18 protein-coding genes are annotated in these 20,066 nt (G+C 41.9%); 12 read left to right on the forward strand and 6 right to left on the reverse strand.

The window, feature by feature from the left end; genetic code table 11:
• The first annotated feature begins 11 nt into the window (after positions 1-11).
• Both MIC7113_RS31155 and MIC7113_RS34055 read left to right on the forward strand, forming a co-directional pair.
• On the forward strand, positions 12-1,508 hold the full coding sequence (locus tag MIC7113_RS31155; protein ID WP_041781486.1) for a carbamoyltransferase C-terminal domain-containing protein: 1,497 nt from the start codon (positions 12-14) through the stop codon (positions 1,506-1,508).
• The gene (locus MIC7113_RS34055; protein WP_172642300.1) at positions 1,498-2,199 is read left to right on the forward strand and encodes an HAD family hydrolase; all 702 of its coding nucleotides are present in this window, start codon (positions 1,498-1,500) and stop codon (positions 2,197-2,199) included. Before MIC7113_RS31155 ends, MIC7113_RS34055 begins: the two co-directional genes overlap by 11 nt.
• Before the next feature lie 10 nt (positions 2,200-2,209).
• Here MIC7113_RS34055 and MIC7113_RS31165 read toward each other — a convergent pair whose 3' ends face one another.
• Complete coding sequence (locus tag MIC7113_RS31165) at positions 2,210-3,535, reverse strand: glycosyltransferase (protein WP_015186176.1); 1,326 nt, start codon at positions 3,533-3,535, stop codon at positions 2,210-2,212.
• Positions 3,536-3,627: 92 nt separating this feature from the next.
• Between MIC7113_RS31165 and dnaN the strand changes: the two genes are divergently transcribed.
• Positions 3,628-4,995: a DNA polymerase III subunit beta gene (dnaN, locus tag MIC7113_RS31170; protein ID WP_015186177.1), complete on the forward strand. Its 1,368-nt coding sequence runs from the start codon at positions 3,628-3,630 to the stop codon at positions 4,993-4,995.
• 106 nt (positions 4,996-5,101) lie between these two features.
• A complete protein-coding gene (locus MIC7113_RS31175; RefSeq protein ID WP_015186178.1) occupies positions 5,102-5,713 on the forward strand; it encodes a hypothetical protein in 612 nt (203 codons plus the stop codon).
• Positions 5,714-5,808: 95 nt separating this feature from the next.
• Here the strand turns inward: MIC7113_RS31175 and MIC7113_RS31180 are convergent, their stop codons facing one another.
• The gene (locus MIC7113_RS31180) at positions 5,809-6,720 is read right to left on the reverse strand and encodes an IS5/IS1182 family transposase (RefSeq protein WP_015180904.1); all 912 of its coding nucleotides are present in this window, start codon (positions 6,718-6,720) and stop codon (positions 5,809-5,811) included.
• Between the two features lie 139 nt (positions 6,721-6,859).
• Here MIC7113_RS31180 and MIC7113_RS31185 point away from each other — a divergent pair, with 139 nt between their 5' ends.
• The 7 genes from MIC7113_RS31185 (at position 6,860) to MIC7113_RS38405 (ending at position 13,577) form a co-directional block, all read left to right on the forward strand.
• Positions 6,860-7,546, forward strand: coding sequence for a hypothetical protein (locus MIC7113_RS31185; protein WP_155898297.1), 687 nt, complete (start codon positions 6,860-6,862; stop codon positions 7,544-7,546).
• A 298-nt stretch (positions 7,547-7,844) separates the two neighbouring features.
• Positions 7,845-8,087, forward strand: coding sequence for a hypothetical protein (locus MIC7113_RS31190; protein ID WP_015186180.1), 243 nt, complete (start codon positions 7,845-7,847; stop codon positions 8,085-8,087).
• Positions 8,088-8,163: 76 nt separating this feature from the next.
• On the forward strand, positions 8,164-9,684 hold the full coding sequence (locus MIC7113_RS34060; protein WP_015186181.1) for an SLOG family protein: 1,521 nt from the start codon (positions 8,164-8,166) through the stop codon (positions 9,682-9,684).
• Between the two features lie 64 nt (positions 9,685-9,748).
• Positions 9,749-10,999 carry an AAA family ATPase gene (locus MIC7113_RS31205; RefSeq protein ID WP_015186182.1) on the forward strand — a complete coding sequence of 417 codons (1,251 nt, stop codon included), beginning with the start codon at positions 9,749-9,751 and terminating at the stop codon, positions 10,997-10,999.
• Positions 10,996-11,598, forward strand: a complete 603-nt coding sequence (locus MIC7113_RS31210; RefSeq protein ID WP_015186183.1) for a hypothetical protein — start codon at positions 10,996-10,998, stop codon at positions 11,596-11,598. The genes MIC7113_RS31205 and MIC7113_RS31210 overlap by 4 nt, the downstream gene beginning before the upstream one ends.
• A gap of 170 nt (positions 11,599-11,768) precedes the next feature.
• Complete coding sequence (locus MIC7113_RS31215; RefSeq protein ID WP_015186184.1) at positions 11,769-12,086, forward strand: CU044_2847 family protein; 318 nt, start codon at positions 11,769-11,771, stop codon at positions 12,084-12,086.
• Positions 12,087-12,095: 9 nt separating this feature from the next.
• Complete coding sequence (locus tag MIC7113_RS38405) at positions 12,096-13,577, forward strand: S1 family peptidase (RefSeq protein ID WP_015186185.1); 1,482 nt, start codon at positions 12,096-12,098, stop codon at positions 13,575-13,577.
• Positions 13,578-13,642: 65 nt separating this feature from the next.
• Here MIC7113_RS38405 and MIC7113_RS31225 read toward each other — a convergent pair whose 3' ends face one another.
• Positions 13,643-15,577: a trypsin-like serine peptidase gene (locus tag MIC7113_RS31225; protein ID WP_015186186.1), complete on the reverse strand. Its 1,935-nt coding sequence runs from the start codon at positions 15,575-15,577 to the stop codon at positions 13,643-13,645.
• Between the two features lie 755 nt (positions 15,578-16,332).
• Here MIC7113_RS31225 and MIC7113_RS34065 point away from each other — a divergent pair.
• The gene (locus MIC7113_RS34065) at positions 16,333-17,751 is read left to right on the forward strand and encodes a pentapeptide repeat-containing protein (RefSeq protein ID WP_172642301.1); all 1,419 of its coding nucleotides are present in this window, start codon (positions 16,333-16,335) and stop codon (positions 17,749-17,751) included.
• A gap of 14 nt (positions 17,752-17,765) precedes the next feature.
• Here the strand turns inward: MIC7113_RS34065 and MIC7113_RS37060 are convergent, their stop codons facing one another.
• The 3 genes from MIC7113_RS37060 to MIC7113_RS31240 form a co-directional block, all read right to left on the reverse strand.
• A complete protein-coding gene (locus tag MIC7113_RS37060; protein WP_155898299.1) occupies positions 17,766-17,930 on the reverse strand; it encodes a hypothetical protein in 165 nt (54 codons plus the stop codon).
• Positions 17,931-18,043: 113 nt separating this feature from the next.
• Positions 18,044-19,441 carry a hypothetical protein gene (locus tag MIC7113_RS31235; protein WP_015186188.1) on the reverse strand — a complete coding sequence of 466 codons (1,398 nt, stop codon included), beginning with the start codon at positions 19,439-19,441 and terminating at the stop codon, positions 18,044-18,046.
• A gap of 83 nt (positions 19,442-19,524) precedes the next feature.
• Positions 19,525-19,899 (reverse strand): hypothetical protein, encoded by a 375-nt coding sequence (locus MIC7113_RS31240; protein ID WP_015186189.1) that lies wholly within the window; start codon positions 19,897-19,899, stop codon positions 19,525-19,527.
• Positions 19,900-20,066 lie beyond the last annotated feature (167 nt).

Genomic DNA, 20,066 nt, shown 5'->3' on the forward strand with positions numbered 1-20,066 from the left:
GGGATTAAAATATGTCAGAATACTTGCTCTCTATATATTTTGGATACCACGACTCATGCATAACTATTGCTAACGATGAATCTATACTTTTGCATTTGCAGGCTGAGAGAGTTTTTAGGAAGAAAAGAATGCAAGCTGACCTCAAGCAAATGCTTGATTTAATTAGCCTGGGACTCAATTATTTGAATTTAGATATAAAAGATATAACCGAAGTTTACTTAGCAAAATGGAATAATTTATTTTTTACAGAAAGACAGATTGAAATTAATGGGAAAATTTTTGAGCCAATTATGACTTCACATCATCTTAATCATATTGGCTGCGGATTTCCATCAAACTTCGATAAATCGCTAATTGTCTGCGCTGACGGGGGGTCAGAAGATGTAGTAAGTGCAATCTATATAAAAGAAGGGAATAAGGTAAATCTTCTTGAAAATCTAAGTAATTCCGTTTTAAATGGAAGGTTTTATGGCACGATTACTCAATTAGTTATTGATCCAAGCTTTTCAAAAGCTCATATGGAATACCCTGGAAAGACAATGGGGTTAGCAGCGTTTGGTAAATGGTCTTCAGAGTTATATGAGCTAATTTTATCTAACCTATCTTTACTGAATCAGCTTTACTACAATGGGTGCGATACTCTGAGAAAAATATTTTCAATTTCAGAAGATTACACCAATTATGCATTCGATTGGAGAAGAATAAATCTAGCTTATACTGCTCAAAAATTCTGGGAAGATGAATGGATAAGAAAGCTGAGTGAATACTCTTATTTATCAGAAAATATAATTTTGACCGGAGGATGCGCTCTTAATGTATCTCTAAACTCAAAAATTCTGACTAGCGGGCTTTTTCGCCAACTATATGTGCCACCCGTATGCAATGACAGTGGACAATCACTTGGGGCGCTTCTATATCACCATCCAAATTTAAAGTGTAACTATCCATACTTGGGTCGGGGTTTTGGAGAATTAGAAGAAGCACCAGGACAGCTAGTTGATGACTTACTAAATCACAAAATTGTGTGTTGGTATCAGGGTTGTAGTGAAATAGGGGCACGCGCACTTGGACACCGAAGTATTCTTGGCTTGCCTGATTCAGTTAGTATGAGGCGAAAAATTAATGAACAAGTAAAGAAACGTGAGTTTTATCGTCCTGTTGCACCAATTGTCACTGAATCCGATGTAAAAAAGTTTTTTGATTTTGACCACTGTTCACCTTACATGGTAATAGCTCCAAAAGTAAAAGATACATTATGGAAAGTTGCTCCAGCAATTGTTCATGTAGACAATACCAGTCGTCTCCAGACTCTAGCTAAAGAAGTAAATTCCCCTCTTTACAATGTTTTGAAAACAATTGGTGAAGTTACAGGTACACCTATTTTGATGAACACATCTTTTAATAGTGTGGGTGAACCTATAGTAGATACACCGGAAGATGCTAAACATGCTTTTAATAAACTGAATGCTGATGTACTCTACATAAATGGTAAAAGATATGAAAAATGATAGTAATAAAGCCAGGATTTATCATTTAGCTTTTGATCTATGGAATACTACTGCTTACTCTCTGGAGAGAGACCCTTTAATAGATTTGATAGATATATTGAGGTTTTCCTCATCATTAGAAATCGCCGATATTCAAGCTTTAATTCAAACTAGAGAGTTTATATCTTCAAGACCATTTGCGGAAATATGTGATTTGCTAGAAGTTCCGTACTGCTATAAGCATGAAGGAAAGTTTAGAGATTTGATTGAGAGTGAAAGAAAAGGATTCAAGCTATTTCAAGATACTCTACCTGTTTTGAAAACTGCAAGAGAAATTGGTTTAACGGTTAGTCTTGTTTCAAATTTATGGAACTTTTGTCTTCCTGTGGTGCAAGAGGTATTCTTTTCTCAGTTTCAATTTGATCACGTATTCTTTTCATTTGACATTGGTTCAATAAAGCCAAGCATTACATTTTTTAAGGCAATTGAATCTGTTGGTATAAGTCTTTCAGAAACGCTTGTTGTTGGCGATTCATTACACTCTGATATTTTAGGAGCTATTAACGCTGGATCTAAGGCAATATGGTTAAAGCGAGATGGTAGCTGTAGCTCACCTGTAGTTAGCGAACCTTTTTATAGTGATAGATACCTTGGGTCGATAACTAATCTTTATCAAGCTCTTGAAGTTGTCCAAAAAGATTTAATTAATTAGTTTAGTCTCTCTAACTAAAGTAGTTTTTAGATTTTGGGGTAGATGTAATGACAACGTTTTTATTAAGAAATTGAAGAACATAGTAGTGCCAAGGTGGGATAGACCATATTAATCTCATAACCAAATAGCATAAGAAATACTTTGTCATCCAAGACCAAAGATTAGGTAACACAGTATTTACTTTAGGTTTAGCAAAGTCATGAAGCTGTTGATAGGCATAAAACAGTAAGAAGTGGCGAAATAAGGTTACGATTACCAAGATTAAGATATAGGCTAGGTAATAGTTTGATTTTTTAATTATGGCTAAAATTAAAATTGATATAGCAGCTATTAAACAGAGAGGAGTTATTAAAAACCATCTAAGGTTATTAACGAAAGATAATAGGGCATTAGTGTATACCCTCAATGTTGGTTTAACATTATTCAGCTCCTGAATGTATAAATTACATCCATTGTACCAACGTAATCCCTGCATATACATATCAAAGATTTTGGAAGGGGATGGAGATGTATCAGGAATAGGAATAGATACTATTGGAATATTTCTGTAGGAAAGTGCAAATCCTAAACTAGAGTCACAACTAGGAGGCGAAAACCCCCCTGCGTGTTTGAGAGCAGAAAACTTAATGTGTTCTCCATGCCCAGTTAAATGAATTGCCATTCTCAGAGGATTGAAATTTTCAGTTCTAAAATATGACGTGATTTCCGCCGTATAATGATAATTGAGGCTATGTATATTTCTAGATGTAGCAATTATTTCAACTGAAATGTTTCCTTCTTTGAGGGGATAATAGGGAGATTGCTGGAAAGCTATCATCTGCTCTTGATTAATATTGTTCAAAACTAAATAGTTAGATAGAAATTGAAAAGCTCTAGCGTCGGGAACTGAATCACAGTCATAGACAGATACAAAATCACAATCTCTTAGAGCGGAATCAATCCAATCAAGAGCAAAATTAAGCTGTTCTGACTTCAATGATTTTATCCTTGTGCTTATCAAGTGAATAAAATTTTCTCTATTTTCAAGACTACTTAATGCTTCTTTAACTATTGCCGATGTCGGTTGATCTGAGTAGTGTGTAATAAAAATTATTTTTAGATTTTGGATTTCCTTAAGTTCGCTATAAAATCTGTTAACGGTTGTTTTGGCTAGTTCTGTCTCTTTAAAAAGTGGAACTAAAACCCAAAAATTTACATTTGCTTGAGCTGAAACTTCTAGCCAATTATTTAATGTATGAAATCTCTGACTCTGCCTTATTAAATTACGCTGAATATAGAAGATACAGATTGAAAGATGAATAACTGCTAAGAAAACTATAGCTAATAACAGTAACATTTTTAGTCAAAATCTCGTAATGTTAGAAAGTCAAGCAGTTAGACGATCGCGCATTGGGTGAATCAATCCATATTCACTGATTACTGCAAAACATGACAACCACCAGCACTAAAACCAAAGAGAAAGTAGCTACACCTACCCTTAACCCCACTTCTCCCACCTCCTCAACCCCTCCCGTTACGTCCGACTCCAAACTCAACCCTGATACCACTGAACCCACACCCCAGACTAGCTTCAAAGCAACCCTCCACCCCTACACCCTTGCTGAGAAACTCGCACTGGTGATGAAGGCAATCCCCAAGAAAAATCCTTCGCATCCCATCTTCCTCAATCTGCTCGTTGAAGCCGATAAAAAGACTCAGACCTTAAAGCTAACAGCATTTGATTTAAGAACCTGCATCACCACCCGCTGTCCTGCCACTGTGGAGCAAGCGGGAACGTGGACAGTGAGCGCCAAATTACTAGAGAGTATGGTCAAAACCTTGTCAGAAGAACCCATTACCCTAGCAGTAAACCCAACTAGCCAACAAGTTGAGTTGATTTCAAACTTGAGCATATACCACCTACCAGGGCGATCGCCTTCCGATTACCCAGCACTCCCTCTCTTACCTGCCGTCAGTCCTTTAACCCTCCCAGCTTCCGCATTCATCAGCGGACTAAGCGTACTAATCGCCGCCTCCAAGGACGAGAAGAAGCCAATTCTCAATGGTGCGAATTTCCGCCTTGAAGAAAAACTCTTTTCAATTGCCGCAACCGACGGGCATCGCTTAGCGGCTTATTCCCATAAACTTACCTCACCCGTCCTCCCGCAATCCTCTCAACCCTCCAAAACATCCGACACGAAGAGCGAGAAAGCATTTCAACCGATAGAACTGACTATTCCGACCAAGGACTTGCGCGATTTAGAGCAAATTATTGACTCAGAAGCAGTGGAAACCGTGAGCCTATACTACGACATCTCACAGCAGAAAGGCTCAGGCAGTGTTGTCGCCTTGGAAATCGGTAACCGAGAAACTACGGTTATCGCACGACTGCTGGACGGCACTTATCCGAACTGGCCTGATTTGCTCCCACGTACTTTTGAGCGTACTTTCACTCTCAACCGCCATGCCTTCTTCAATGCAATGGAGCGCATCAGCATCTTAGCAGAGCAATCACAAGACCCGGAAAAGACTGTAGAAGTTGATATTGACGTAGCTCATAAAGAAATGCGCCTCAAGGTAGACACCCCGACAGCCGGTTCTGGAAGAGAAGCCGTTGGCATTGAGCGCATTAAAGGAGATGACATCTCTATCGCTTTCAACGCCAAATTTCTGCTTGATGGACTCAAAGCGATCGCCAGCGAACAAGTTCAATTACGCATCAACAGCAACTCAACACCTGTTGTTCTGGAGTCTGTAGGGAATCTGAGGTTCAGATATCTCATTATGCCAATTTTGGTTTCCCAACCCCAGAACTGAGCGATCAGAAAGCAACTTAACTCAGAGGTTGGACAAATTCACCAGCTTCTGAGTCCAAAATGCTTTGGACACTTTCTGCTTGGGTGAAACCGAGATAAAGAAACCCATGTACAAAACTCCCAACACTAATCTTACCTGGTCTACCCTCTCCGACTGGTGGCAATGCGTGCAAATACTGGAGAAGCGCTTCATACGTCCTTCCTCTCGTATCAGAAATCAAGCGACGGCTCACCTCACTGCTTTACTGACCACTGACTTAATCGAACAGGAGCAAGATTTAGAGCAGCTCAAAGAACTCCTAGAGTTCTTCAAAGACAAGAAAGCGCAAAATCGCGGATTTCATTTGCCTGCGAAAGGAAAAACAAGTGATGAACATCCCATCATGCAACTGATTAATCGCTTGCACAATCAACAGCAACGCGTCGAGCAGTTGGCATCCACTAGCGTTGGAGTGGAGGGAGAAACGTCTTCCCAAGTGGAAGCTACCTCAAAGGCAGAAAATGAAAGCTCTCAAGTCGAGTTAGACCCCAACAACGAACAGACTCAACAGACAGCACCAAGCTCAGACAGCACTCAAGCATCGGTAGAAGAGGAAGCACAGCAGGCTCAGACCAATGCTGTTGACCCCTATGACTATCGAGCTAACACAATAGACATCTCCGAAAATAGCCAAAAGCAGTCTCTGACTGCTTTTGAAGTATTTAACGCAGCCGGGTAATTTGAACCATTTCAACGTTTTTATTAGGGCTACAGCTAATTCAAATCAATAATTATCCCAAATATATCTATTTTTTATCTAAAATGTTTATCGATTTAGTCGCAGACTGAGCTATTTATAAATAACGTCCCAATCCTTAATCTGACTAATCCACACACTAGAAGAATTATTCTCTGATAACTCTTGGCTCTTAGGCGAAACCTTTCTTGGGCTACACGGAAAATCTTTAGTAATCTAATTACGTGTTCAACAAATATTCTCTCACTCGCTTTCTCTCGATTTTTTTGTTTTTCTTCTTGGCTTAATTCCCTGGCTCTCGGCTTTTTTTGAGGAGTTTCTATTTGGACTTCTCCTATATAGCCTTTATCTCCTTTGAATTTTTGTGTTGGAGCTAACTTGGATTGACCTTCTCTCCAAATATTTATGTCGCTAGTCGGCCCTGGCTTTCCCACTATAACATCTACAATCTCTTGTCCATTTGGTGTGACAATTAATTGATTTTTCAAAGTATGGTTTTTCTTTTTGCCTGAATAAAACTTTTTTTGTTCTTGATAGTCCTTGGGTCTCGGTATTGGCTGTTCACAGCTATCCACTATTAACTCCAACTCGGCGAGAATTTCTTGCACCCATTTATACTCACCGGGATTTTTTTTTACTTGTTCCAGCAGACTAGCAGGCAGCAATTCCCTCAATAGCTCTGACCAGTAGTGAAATATGTCATTCGCTGTTGATTCACTAACTCCGAACTGGACTCCTAGCATCTGGAATGTTGGCTCCGGGTGTAGATATACCAAAGTTAATATTATTTGGTCTTTGACTGATAGTTTTGGTCTTCTACCTCCTCCTGCCTTGTTTATCCTTACTTTTCTTTGCTCAATCTCGATATCTTTCTGTTGATGTAATAATTCAGCGGCAGCTATTAATTGCTGTAACTGTTCGTACTCTAGTCCAATTAATCGTTTACTTTCTTGTTGATTTTTTTCAAGGTACTCTGGTATATTACTCATTTTACTGTAAAAATTAAAAAGTAAATTATAATATTACCACTTTATTTTCGGTTTTTAATTATATTTCGGAGATGTCTATTATACATGGCAACATCAACGGCTACTGGAGATGTACGCTCTTGGAGTTGGGGACATCACGATGATTGACAAGACTAACCCCAACCTGAAGCAGCTTCAATCTATACATCGGAAACTGCGAAAGTACATTGTCGAGCAACTTGACGTTCTGTTACTAGAGGCAGAACATCAACCCTTATTAGCGGAACTCAACTGCCAAGTTGACCCCGATGAGATTGAGCTATTTAACGAACTCAAAGAAATGAACAATCTCGCTTCTAAAGATAAAACGTATTTAGCCGAACTAGAGGTAAAAATTGCTCACGCTCTGAGTGAACTGCTCATCACCCTTAATAAAAAACGAATGAATGAGCGCTCTGATTCTAAGTATCAAAGTGACCAACCCTGCAATTTCTCTAACTCGTTTGATGCCCCAGAAGTAGAAGGAGTAGAAACCATTCCTCTTGCCCATGCTGAAACTTTAATGGCAAGACAGTACAATGATTCTTTTGAGAATATTGCTACTGCCGTTGAGAGCCAGAACCATGATTTGAGTGTGACTGTTGCTTCTCCTGTAAAAAGCATAGAAGAGAGAGCCAAAGAACGGAAATTGAGAATGTACGCAGAAGCCAAGGCTTGGTACGAGACGAATGGGTTAATAGACGGAGAGATTGCCGGAATACAAGTTCAAGACTGCTCTAACCCCAAGAACACGTCAAGCTCATCAGATAACGCCCCTAATATCTCTAAAGACGAGCTACCTTTCTAAAAACACAAAAGCCCCTGTTGCGTACAAGTTATGAAACAAGTCCCGATGGTTGAGAAGCATTGGGACTTGTTGTATGGCACAAATAACCTACTTTATTTAGCAGATTCAGAGAAGATTTTATGAACTTATTGAAGTCTCCGAAATTTCATTTGCTTATTTTGATTTAATTTCTAATATTCCCGTGCTTAAAAAAATCGATTAAGTTTATTTTGCCAGCAATATATCCAGGTATAGAGGAGGATTTTAGAGATAAAATATAATATTGTACAAAGCTCAAAAAGACAGATTAAGAATAGGTATGTCAACCCATATCAACCAAACGAGTGCTAATTTCATTCTCAAGTCAAAGGATGGAAACGATGAAGTCTTTCTCGGTATGGTAATTGAAGACACTCTCGCTTACCTGGAATTTCAAGATTCTAGAGAAAATGTCTTGGGGGAAATTGCTTTTGCTATTAAAAACGGCAGATTATTAGCCCGTATTAACCGTACTGGGTATAGCAAAGAGTCACCTCAAGAAATTCCCCTCTTTCACCTGTGAAGTGAAAAGCAAGTGAGTTGGCAGGTGGATGCTATTCGCTTTGCGTGCAAGCAGGCATTCTCTTTCCTTAAGAACTATGGAATTAATTCAAGTCATTAACGGCGATCGCGAAGGTTGGGTGGGGCAAAATTGTATTTATGTAGGTAGGTCAAATCCACGTCGGGGGTTGCTCCAATCCAGTCCCCTCGCTAATCCTTTTCATATTGTCAAGGACGGCAACCGACCTACTGTTGTACAGAAGTACCGCACTTGGCTAAACACTGAAATTACCAAGAGTATGAGGGGAGAGTACAGCCGAGCATTTGAAGAACTCAAGCGCATCAGGGACAAGGTTCTAGCTGGAGAGAAGGTCAAACTTGCTTGCTATTGCTTTCCTCTAGAATGCCATGCCAGTGTTGTCAAAGAGCAGGTTGAAAAGATGGTAGCAATTGCCTTTAGAGCCAAAGCTGAAAAAGATCGACTAACTCAAGCCCGACAATCTATGCAACCAATCAACCAAACCAGTCATCTGAACATAGTCCAGCAAGACCTCCTGTGCGTTGAGCAGGGAGTAATTGTGCAGCAAGTGAACTGTCGTCATGTGATGGGAAGGGGACTTGCTCAAGCCATCAAGCAGAGGTGGCCTGTTGTGGAGGAAGCTTATCGTCGCAAGCAGTGGAAGCTGGGAGATGTTCAGCTAGTACAAGTCTCTTCATCGCTTTATATTGCCAATGTCGCTGGACAAGATGGTTACGGAACAGATAAACGCTACACTGACTACGATGCTCTTCGCACAGGCTTGCGCCGAGTTAATGCCTGGGCTACTCAAAAGGGAAAGCAAATACACATTCCAGCAGGAATCGGTTGCGGGTTAGGAGGGGGGAATTGGGATGTAGTTCAAGACATTATCCAAACCGAATGTCCTAACGCTATTATCTGTAGCAAAGAGCCGCTCAGACACAACGGGAATCTCTCACATACTGCAAATGGCACTGTTCCCGAAAAAGTCTTAACTGTAGCATTTACAGGCAACAGAACCCAGAAGTTCCGCGATCGGGAAGAACAGGAAAAAACTATTCAGGCGTTGTCACTGATGATAAACCGAGCGATAACCCGTGCTTGTGAACTCGGATACAGCAAAATATCTTTTATCAGCGGGGTAGCACCTGGAGTCGATACGTGGGGTGCAAACCTGGTAATGAAGCTGGCTCAACAAAGGCAGGATATAAAAGTGGAACTCACAGCTGCCGTTCCCTGTAAAACTTTCCCCTCAGTGTGGTCAGCCGACCACAAACAGGATTACGAGCGCATAATTAAACAAGCTAACTTTGTACATTACGTGAGCGATCGCCCCTACAGCAACCCACAACAGTTGCATAGAAGAAACGAATGGATGTGCGACCAATTAACTGGATCGGACGATCTGGTTTTAGCTGTCCACAATGGTAGCGCTGGTGGTACCCAGAAATGTATTAACTACGCCGTGCGCCTTCAAAAAGCCATAGTTGTGTATGAACCCAGAACTGAAAAGTTCACCAGGCTGGGCAATTGGTCTAGAGAAGCAACACGAATCATCCCTAAGCAGCCATCTCGTCAGTCAATGGACTACGAGCGTTGACACTCCCAAAGCAACTATTACGGCGCTTAGCAGAAAACAATTTAAAACAACTCCGCAGCCAGAAATGTTAAAAGAACTTCACCTCAAGCAAGTCGGACCTGCACCCAAATTTGATGTTGACTTTGCCGATAGACTCAATATCTTCACAGGCGATAACGGCTTAGGCAAAACCTTTTTATTAGATGTAGTTTGGTATTCCTTAACCGGAACGTGGATAGATAATCCTGTATTTCCACAACTTACTGAAGAAACTCCCACAATTTATTGCAGCTTTATTAATCAAAAAACGGGTGGATCTACAACTTTTGATAGTCATTTTGATTTTGAAAAACAAAAATGGATTGGCCGCACTTTGCCACCTTTACTAGGGAGTCTAGTCATATACGTTCGTGTCGATGGTGGATTCTCAGTTTTCGACCCAGCCCGTAGTCTTTCAACTGCTGCTCCGTTAATTGCTTATCAATTTAGTCATTACACACTTTGGAACGGTTTAAGATCCGAGGGTGGTCAAGTCTTATGCAATGGTCTTATCCAAGATTGGGTCAAGTGGCAGAACCAACCCGACCGAACAACTTTTCAACTGTTATCTCGCGTCATTAGACAACTTTCACCCCATCCAAATGAATGGATGGAACCTGGGGAACCGATGCGAGTTTCAGTGGAAGACGTGCGCGACATTCCTACAATTCAAATGCCCTATGGGACAGTACCCGTCATCCAGGCATCAGCCGGAATGAAACGTATTTTAGGACTCGCTTATTTACTAGTCTGGACTTGGTACGAACACCTGCAAGCCTCTAAACTGCGTAAACGACAACCTTTAGACCAAATTATTTTGCTAATGGATGAAGTTGAGTCTCACCTCCATCCCCAGTGGCAACGTTCAATTATGCCAGCCGTTTTAGAAGTAGCCACAGGATTACAGAAACAGATGAAAATTCAAGCATTTGCTACTACTCATTCTCCTCTAGTACTTGCTTCATTAGAACCGATATTTAATGAAGAAAGCGACAGATTGTTTTTATTTGAATTGCAGGAAGAGGAAGTTACATTAAATGAATTTCCCTGGACAAAACAAGGGGATACAGTTGGATGGTTAACCTCAGAAATTTTTGGACTAAAACAGGCGCGTTCTAAAGAAGCTGAAATCGCCATTGAAGCAGCAGAAGCCTGGATGCGTCATGACAATATGAATACTTTCCCCGAACACTTGAGAAACCAGCCACAAATTCAGCAGCAACTCGAACGACTTCTCCCTGGACATGATCCCTTCTGGCCTCGTTGGATTGTCACAGTGGAGAAACGACGGGCATGATGCGGTTTAATCCTCCACCAGAACCCCCAGAGTTCGACCAAAAGGCTCGACAACCGGGAAATACTTGGTTAGCCAAAAATCCAGGAAAAAGACCAAAAGATCTCTGGTCTCCCTTCACAAGTCAGCTAGCTGATGGTTTTCAAAGTCTCTGCGGCTATTCAGCTATGTATCAGCCTACGGGAACTGTAGACCACTATTTGAGCTGCAAGAATTATCCAGAACAGGCTTACGAGTGGAGCAATTATCGCTTTGCTTCTGGCTGGATTAACAGTAGCAAACGCACAGTGGATGACCAAGTACTCGACCCTTTTGAGGTCGAAGATGATTGGTTTGAAATCCTGCTCCCTTCCTTGCAGTTAATGTTAACCGATGCTGTGCCACCTCAGGAACGGGAAAGGGCAGAATTTACTCTTCACAGACTGCATCTACAGGATGATGAACGAGTTATCCGCCAGCGTCAGCAGTGGTATCAGCTTTACCTTGATGGTGACCTGACACTGGAAGGACTCGAAAAGAAAGCTCCATTGATTGCTCGTGCTGTCAGAAAACAGCAACAAAACAGTTCAGCCAACGAATCTTCCCCGCATACACCGCCTTAGCCACTGTTTTCGCGAACCAACTCCCTTTTTCCATATCCCGTGAAAAGTCAGCTTTTCTTTCAGATATCTTTGATAGTGTCATTGCCTTGACTTGACTCCTCTTCGGTAGATTGGCAGACAATACAATGCTGATGTTTACTTAGAGAAGTGAGTTCTACAAGGAATCTGTCGTGAGCTTTAGTGAGGAAGAGCGAACTAACCGAGTGTTAGTTGAGTTGGACGATGGCACTCCCATCTATGTTGAGGTGGCTCAGGTAGGACGAGAAGATGTAAGTTTTGATACCAAGTCCTTTCAGCCTGTTGCTGACTCGATCGAAAAAATTGTCCGAGCCGTGGCAGCACCTATCCGCAAGGTTAGCCCCACGAAAGCGAGTGTCAAGTTTGGGCTAGAAATTGCAATTGAACAAGGCAGTCTAGTGGCAGTCATTGTTCGAGGAACGAGCAAAGCGAACTTGGAGATTACGATGGAGTGGTCTAGAGAAAAGTAGGGATGGAGGATGGAGTCATTAGAAGAACTACTATACCGTTGTGCGGTCAAACTTACGGTTTCCGGTCAACGGGGCTGGGGAACTGGCTTCTTCGTGGCTCCAGGGCGAATTTTAACCTGTGCTCATGTGATCAAGGCAGCGGAACAGACACCTGTGAATGTGCGCTGGCAACAGCAGGAAGATTTCTTAGAAGCGGCAGTTGAAAAAGTACTGCCAAGTGTAGATTTAGCACTCTTGCGGTTTACGCCAAGATCAGATGTCAACCTACCCTGCGTTTACCTAGATACGGCACTCAAGTCGGGTGATGAACTATACCTGTTCGGCTATCCAGATCAAGACTTCCCAGATGGCTGTCCAGTGACAGGGAGTTGTGAAGGGTTCACGGGCGATCGGTTGATCAAGTTCAAATTAGGTCAGGTTCGACCGGGGGTGAGCGGCTCAGCATTGCTGAACCAGCACACAGGGAAAGTCTGTGGCATTGTCAAGTTTACCCGTGACCGTAGCCTGGATCTAGGTGGTGGAGCCGTTCCAACTGAGACTATCTTGCAGCAGTTGCCGGAGTTAATTGACCTCCAGCAGCAGTTTCACCAGCAGGATGCCCGATGGCGCAATCTGTTGGATGCTATCGACGCTCAAACTAGAGGTAAAACCACAAATTCAAGACACCATAGCTCTGCTATGACTCAATCAAACTCAGATTTAACACAAAACACGTTTAATATATCGGATAGTTCAATTACGAATTTAGTTGGCTCTGGAGCAATCCACTACAATGAAGCTTCCCAACGACAGGGAAACCAAGAGCCGCTTGCCTCAATGGATTTAACGAAGGAGGCGCACAAGAAAACCATCCTCATCTTGCCAGCGAACCCAAAATCTATACAGAAACTGCGTCTGGATGAGGAAGTACGGGAAATTGATGCTGGATTGCAACGATCTAAACAGCGCGATCGCTTTACTTTGGAGCCAAGGTGGGCTGTGCGTTCGAGAGATATTCAGCGAGCGATGTTGGAGCTGAACCCTACCATTGTTCACTTCTGTGGACAAGGTGAAGGGATACTCGAAGCAACTACTGCTCAAAACACATCTGTAGAACCACGAAGGCTTATTGCCGTACACGATTGTGACTCATCCAACCTGAAGGGTAACCAGGCAGAAGGGTTGTTCTTAGAAGATGAAACTGGAAAGGCAAAACTTGTCAGCCCGGAAGCTTTAGCGGCGCTATTTGAGTTATTTACTGATTGCGTGGAATGTGTAGTTTTAAATGCTTGCTACTGTGAGGCTCAGGCTCAAGCGATTGCTCGCCACATTCCCTTTGTAATTAGTATAAATAAGGTGATTGGGGACAAAGCAGCAATCGAATTCGCGGTCGGTTTTTATGATGCGTTGGGTGCTGGAGAATCAGTTGAACGCGCCTATAAATTTGGTTGTGTCAATCTTCGCATGGCAGGACTTCCAGAACACTTAGCTCCTGTGATAGTGAGAAAGTGAATATAGAGAAATTTGGCTGATATAGCCTTAGAACACAGAACTGGATTGATACTTTCAAGATAGCTCTAATCAGCATCCCAGAAGCCAATTGGACTCAAAACTCTAACCCAACTCTTTAGTCCGTCCAGAATTCCTCGATCAAACTCAGATATAGGCTCTTGCCCCACAGGTGGAGCACCCACTTTCCGCATAACTTGTTCAAAATCCATGCCTAAAAAGTCTAAGTTCATAACTAAAGATGGCATATTCACATCTTTACAGAACTGTAGGTCAATTTCTGATGCAGCAGTGCTTGACTGCACAATATTGGAAAGCTGAGGAACTTGGTACAAGAGGGCTTGCAAAACGATTTCTGCATAAGCTTTATGGTCGGGTCGCTCATCTGAGTAGAAAATCGTTACTCTGGTTCCTTCATCTAGCTCATCAGGATAAAAACTTGCACGAATTTCAATTGCTACGTCCCCAATTTGATAGTTCTGCTTATTAATATAGTTGATTCCAGCACTATAATCATTGCCGCCTTCTTGCAAAACATCTTTTACCGGGAAGCCTTCATGTGAAGACTCGATAATTTTTTCCAGCAATTTTTTTGCGATAGTGACTTCTTGATTTGAGTGTTCTAGGCTGGGAACGCCTACTCGTTGATAACCGACCAAGATATAAATGGTTCCCTTAAGTAGGCGTCCGTCCCGTTTAACGACATACCGCTCGTTATCCAGAAAATCCGCAACCCCAGGTTGATTTCTATTTGTTTCCAAATGCTTTACAATTTCACAAGCTCGCGTTCCTAGATTGCCCTGAACTTCTATGTCTTCTCCATTCCATCTCACTAAAGCTGCATGATGTAAACCAACAAGTTGCCATTGTGAGTTAAGGAGGGGGCTACCTGATGAACCAAAATCTGCATCAGCTTCATATTGCAGAAATTTATGATAAATCTTTTGTACCCGGTTATTGAAAAGAACAATCTTTTTCTGCGTACCTTGCGGATGCTGAACAATAAAAACAGGTTCACCTAGTAAATCAGCAGGAAATATTCTATTTATATCAAATTCTGCAATAAGTTTGACAAGATGGTTGGCGTGGTCTCGACTGATAGGAGGAGCAATTAGCGTTGAGTCAGCTAACATAGGTAACCAACCGAAATTTTCACCTGCCTCAGCAAACCGCAGCCCAGCTTTCTCATAATTCTCTAACGACTTGACCTGAACGATTGTATAGTCAAGTTGTTCATTGCTTATGCAGAAGACATCTGGATCAAGTTGATAGTCTACAGTTTCAAGATCTTTCCCCAAAGCGTTTTTCTCATATCTAAACTGAGCAACAAAATTTTTAATCTCATCTTTATTTTCCTGATTAAATACATGGAAGTTAGTAATGAGGTAATTCTTGCCAACCATAAATCCTGTGGCAAAGGGAATATAGATTGTTCCCTCACGATGTTTATCTTCAATAGTAAGTTCATCTAAATCTTTCTTGAAATTGCCTAACTTTGTCTTTATAACTTCGTTCTCTAATGCATCTGATACACGATCATAGTTCCCCCAAATGTCTTCATGTTCACCAGGGTGCTTCGCAGTCAGGAGATAAATTTTCTCAGATAGTTGTTTGAGAATCTCAAAAGAATCGTTAATGGAAGAATCTTTTATTTTCTCAATTAAATCCTCGTACCAATAAGCTCGTTTAAGTAAACAGACAGCAGCACTGCATCTTAGACCTCGTTCTAAAAATGCAGATGATAGATAATCCGGTTCATTAAAGGCTAAAAAAATAGATGAGCGAATTTTACCTAATCTGTCTAAACGTGATTTGAGAATTTCTGCCAAATCTGAGTTTTTGATTGGCTCTAGCTCTCCTTCCAAAAACTCTATAATCTCAGTTGATTCAGGAATATTATCAGTTACCCATTGGCAAACTTTATCATTATCAATAACATTGCAAACGAAGTTACTAAGCTTCCGCTTTCCTACTAAGGATGTTTGCAATCTATAAATACTCATTTGTTCTGGCTCCTGTTAATATTAAGCTGGAATTTAGTATCTATCCCAATAAGTAGATGAATCGAAAAATTTATGGGCGAAAGTTCTCACAAGCGTCACTAGATCTTGATCTAAAAGAAGCTATTGGCGGACAGCCTCCTTCCTTCAAGGCTTTCGTTCTGCTCTGCACCTTTGGTCTTACAGCACTCAGTGGTATCGTTGTCGGTGTACAGAGTAATCTTCTTTGCCGAACTTTATTTTATTCTAATCGGTTAGTAGAGGGAGCTTGGTTAACAATATGTATTATTTTGGTAATTGGTGTTTGGGCTTTTGAAATAAGATCCTCTAGCCTAGCTGGTGCTCTATGGAAAGCTGGATTAATAGTTATTTTTACCTCCATGGTAGCACCAGTAATTTTTCAAAATTCACAAGATTTCTCGCTAACTCTTATTGCTAATTCCTACTTTTTAGGAAGCTATCTTCTGGTTTTTCTAGGGAGTAGTCTTTCTATGTCCCTTTATTGGGTTTTAATAAAGCATAGCCAATATGTAAATCTAAAGAGTGTATATAAAATTTCAATAATCATCTTATCCGCATTGATCTCTTATTTGATTGATGGTAATAAGCTTCATGTTAAGCCTGGAATTACCCCACATTACTTTGGGTTAATTAAATTATTGGCTGGCTCTTTACTTGGATTTTTGACTGTAAAATTAAGCTTTTTTGTTACTGATGTCAATGGACAACCAAGGAAAAAGTTTGAATTTTTAAGAACGTTGGCAATTAACTTTAGTACTGTAGGAGGTACTTCCTTTTACAACTTAGATCTCAGCGGTATTGATTTTACAGGTGCCAGTCTTGCCAATACTGACTTGAGAGCACAGAAATTCTACCGAACACGCCTCAAGAACGTAAAAGGTTTAGAGCGAGCAAGAGTTGATAATCGCTATTTTAACCTGGATAACCCAGAAGTTCAGGCACTGCTTACTCGTGGCTCTTGTCAAGAGAAGAATTTTATTGGCATCAATTTACAAGGTGCTTACCTGCAAGATGCAGATATGCGAGGATTTAACCTCACAGACGCAAACCTAACTGGGGCAGACCTTCGGGTAGCAGACCTAAGAGGTAGTACTCTGGTTCGGACTCAGTTGGCAGGCACAGATCTTCAGAACGCTGACCTACGGGAGTGTTTGCTAATCGATGCCAATCTCACTGAGGCAGATTTCCGAAAGGCTGACTTACGAGGAAGTACTCTAGTTCGTGCTCAAGTTGCACGAGCCGATTTTACTGAGGCTGACTTGACGGGTATCTGCATTGAGGATTGGAGTGTCAGCAGTAAGACTCGTTTCACCAATGTTCGATGTGATTTCATCTACAGGAAATATCAAGATGGACAACCAACAGACCGCTATCCTGCGGTAGAGCGTAACTTTGAAGCCAATGAATTCGCGTCTCTTTTCCAACAGCCAGAAAACATAGTGGAATTGGTTTTTAAAGGTGAGTTTGACTATAGTGCACTAAGTCTAGCGTTTTACAAACTTCAAACCGAAGCACCAGAACTTGACTTAGAACTCAAAGGAATTGAGCAGCGAGAAAAGTTATGGGTTGTGAAGGTGAAAAGCAACGGTAGTTTAACTGAAAAATTGATTGAAGAGCGACTTACCTCAGTCTATCATGTAACATCTGAAGAAAGTGCTGTTGAGGCAATAATTAAAGATTCTATCTATCGAGATTACGAAGAAACGAAAAATCGTTTGGCTGCGAGTGAACAATTAGTCAGGCAACTTGCAGGAATTACAGAGAATCAGGCAGAGGCATTAAAGGAATTCAGTAAGCAAGCGTTTGGCAATAGCTTTTTTATTAGTGGCAGTACTATTACCAACCTTGCTGGTTCTGGGCAAATTGAATACAATGAAGCTGCCGCTCAGGTTCGCAGTCTCGTTACCCACAGCACTGATTCAGGGCAAGTTATCAATATTTGGCAAAAGTTCATCGCTCAACTTAATGAGCAAAACGTTGCGATACAGGCAAGTACTCAGCTTGAGTTGATCCAACTAATGCTTCTAGCTGAAGCTAGGCGAGACCCGGAATTCAAACAACTTTTAATTGAGCAGGAGCAACAGATCATCACTGCTATGCCTAAGGGAAAGATTGCTACGGCTTTTCAAGCTGTGATTGCTCAACTCAAGGAATAATGAGCTGGAAGAACTCATTTAGCGGTTGCCAGTATTGAAGGCGATCGCATCCAGCCTGAATTTGGGTTGTCTTGGTTTTTACGAAGGCGCAGAATAATGCCATGCTTAAACAGTAGAAGTTCTCCAGTTGTGCGGAATCTTTGGATATCCTCACAGAAGTAAATTTGGATCTTCAGCACTTAGTATGCGAAATCAGCCAAAGCTGAGCGTCTTCTTAGGTACTCAGAGTTGAGGTGGGCTGTAGCTATAAGCCCCACTTCATCTTGATAGATAGAAGTGGGGTAATTGACACCTAACCGCCAATTTCCACTCCCGCAGAAGCTTTGGCAGCTTGCGCCTGTGCCAGTTGTTGCTGCTTCTCCTGCCTCATCTGCTGCAACGCCTGATAGCGACTAGAAAAGCTCTGGCACTGTTCGCGAGTCAGCGGCTTTTCCACTCTGTCTCCGTAAGCCTTCATTTGCAAGTTACCTTCCAAATCGCGGACTTGCAAATGCTTTCCAGACTCAATGAACTGCAACTTCATTTGCTCGGAACGAAATGCACTTCCCTGCATCTTTTCAATAGAGGCATCTTGCTTCTTACCCCCCGGCCACACTTCAATGGGAACATTGCCTTTTTGCCCATAACTCTGTACCAAATCGCGCATTCCGGCAAGATTCTCAACAGTTAGCTGCTTGCGCTCTATGTAATCAAAGTTGTCTAAGTCTTTGACCAGCAGCCGATTGTGAGTCACTTCGCTGCCACTGACTTTGAGAACTCCATCAGGACGGTAAGATTGCTCAATCTTACCTGTATCTTGCCGCAGGAAGGATTGACGAGGTTTGTCGATCGCAAAATCGCCAGTCGCCTCATTTTTGGTAATCTGATACCCTCCAACCTCCACTTGCTTGACTCCAGGCAAAACTTCCCGCCCTTCGCTTTCAAGCGCTCTAGTCGCCACCTGGATTACGTATTGCTCGGCTCGTCTCACTGCCTCGTCGCGCTCACCACGTATCGCTTCAGGGACAGGAGCTTTGCTGACAGCAAGTTCTTGAATCACCTCAATCGAGGTACTACCGGAGTAAGTTCCACGCTCCGACTCCATTCGCGCCATCTGAAACCACTGCCAGTTTTTGGCATTCTCCTCCTGCTGGAATTTTGCTTGTGCCTCCTTCTGCTGCACGAACTCAGCCGTGCTAGCACGAACATTGCCATCTTGCGGTAACTCAGACACCTCAACTTCATGACGCAGTGTCTCAAGAGGGCTGATGGACTCAAAGGCTGTTAAAAATGATGGTTCGAGAGAGCCATTAGATTCCAGACTCACTACCTCTACACCCTCTACTTGAGCCATTGATTGTCCCTGTGTCGGTTCCGGTTCAGTGAGGAGACTCATCTCCACTTGTCCTTTCTCGAAGCGGAATACTTGAACATCATTCTTCTCAAGAAGAATTACTTGTTTGAGATTGGATGGGTCACCCTTGGAGCCAATGTTGGGGGTGTCCATGTCAATAGCAGCACGCAGTACTCCAGCACGAGTTTCTGTTAACTTACTCATGTCCGGTTCCTGACCAACCCGACCTTCATATACCGGGTTCTTACCCATCTGAATTTTTATCTGATCCCCATCTTTCGCAGACATTCTTTGAGCTAATTCTTTGATGAATTCTTGAGTCTGCTCAAAGCTAAGAAGCGCTCGATTTGCAGCCATGAAACTCTCCTATACTTAATGAGTCAATGAAGGCGATAAGCCTGTAAGTACGTATCAACTTGAACCAGAAGAGAGGGCATAACTCACGCTGCCTCAGTGTCCGAGTTAATCATCCAGAGTTCGTGACCGGGAATTGACTCAATGCGATTCAGGACGACAACACCATTCACCAGAATTAACCCTGGCTCCCCATCTACCTCTATCTCCACTACTTCGGGACGTGTTGTATGAGGCATGATGAGCATGGGAATGGCATCAACTTTTCCTTGCCGATTCCAAGACGTTACCCAACAATCGTCAAAATAAATGTTGATTTCATTGGGACGGTACGTTTCGTCAAAAGCTTCAGCCTCTCTGTAGGTATCAACTTCCTCTCGCACAGAAGGATAATCCTTGAGGATTTCCCTCACCACTTCGGGAAACAAATAATTGGATAAAGAAACTACACTGCTTGCCATACCTATCAGTCCTTAATTATCAAAAGTTTGTTGATTCACACTGAGGAGTACGTTCTGTACAAGTTCAAGTCCAAGCTAACAAGTGGTTTTTCTAATTCGTGCCTATCGGGAGTAAAACAAAATTTTTCTCTATCTTTAGAGGTAAAATGAATAGATAAATAGCCAAT

The sequence above is a fragment of the Allocoleopsis franciscana PCC 7113 genome, from assembly GCF_000317515.1.
GTDB classification, from domain to species: domain Bacteria; phylum Cyanobacteriota; class Cyanobacteriia; order Cyanobacteriales; family Coleofasciculaceae; genus Allocoleopsis; species Allocoleopsis franciscana.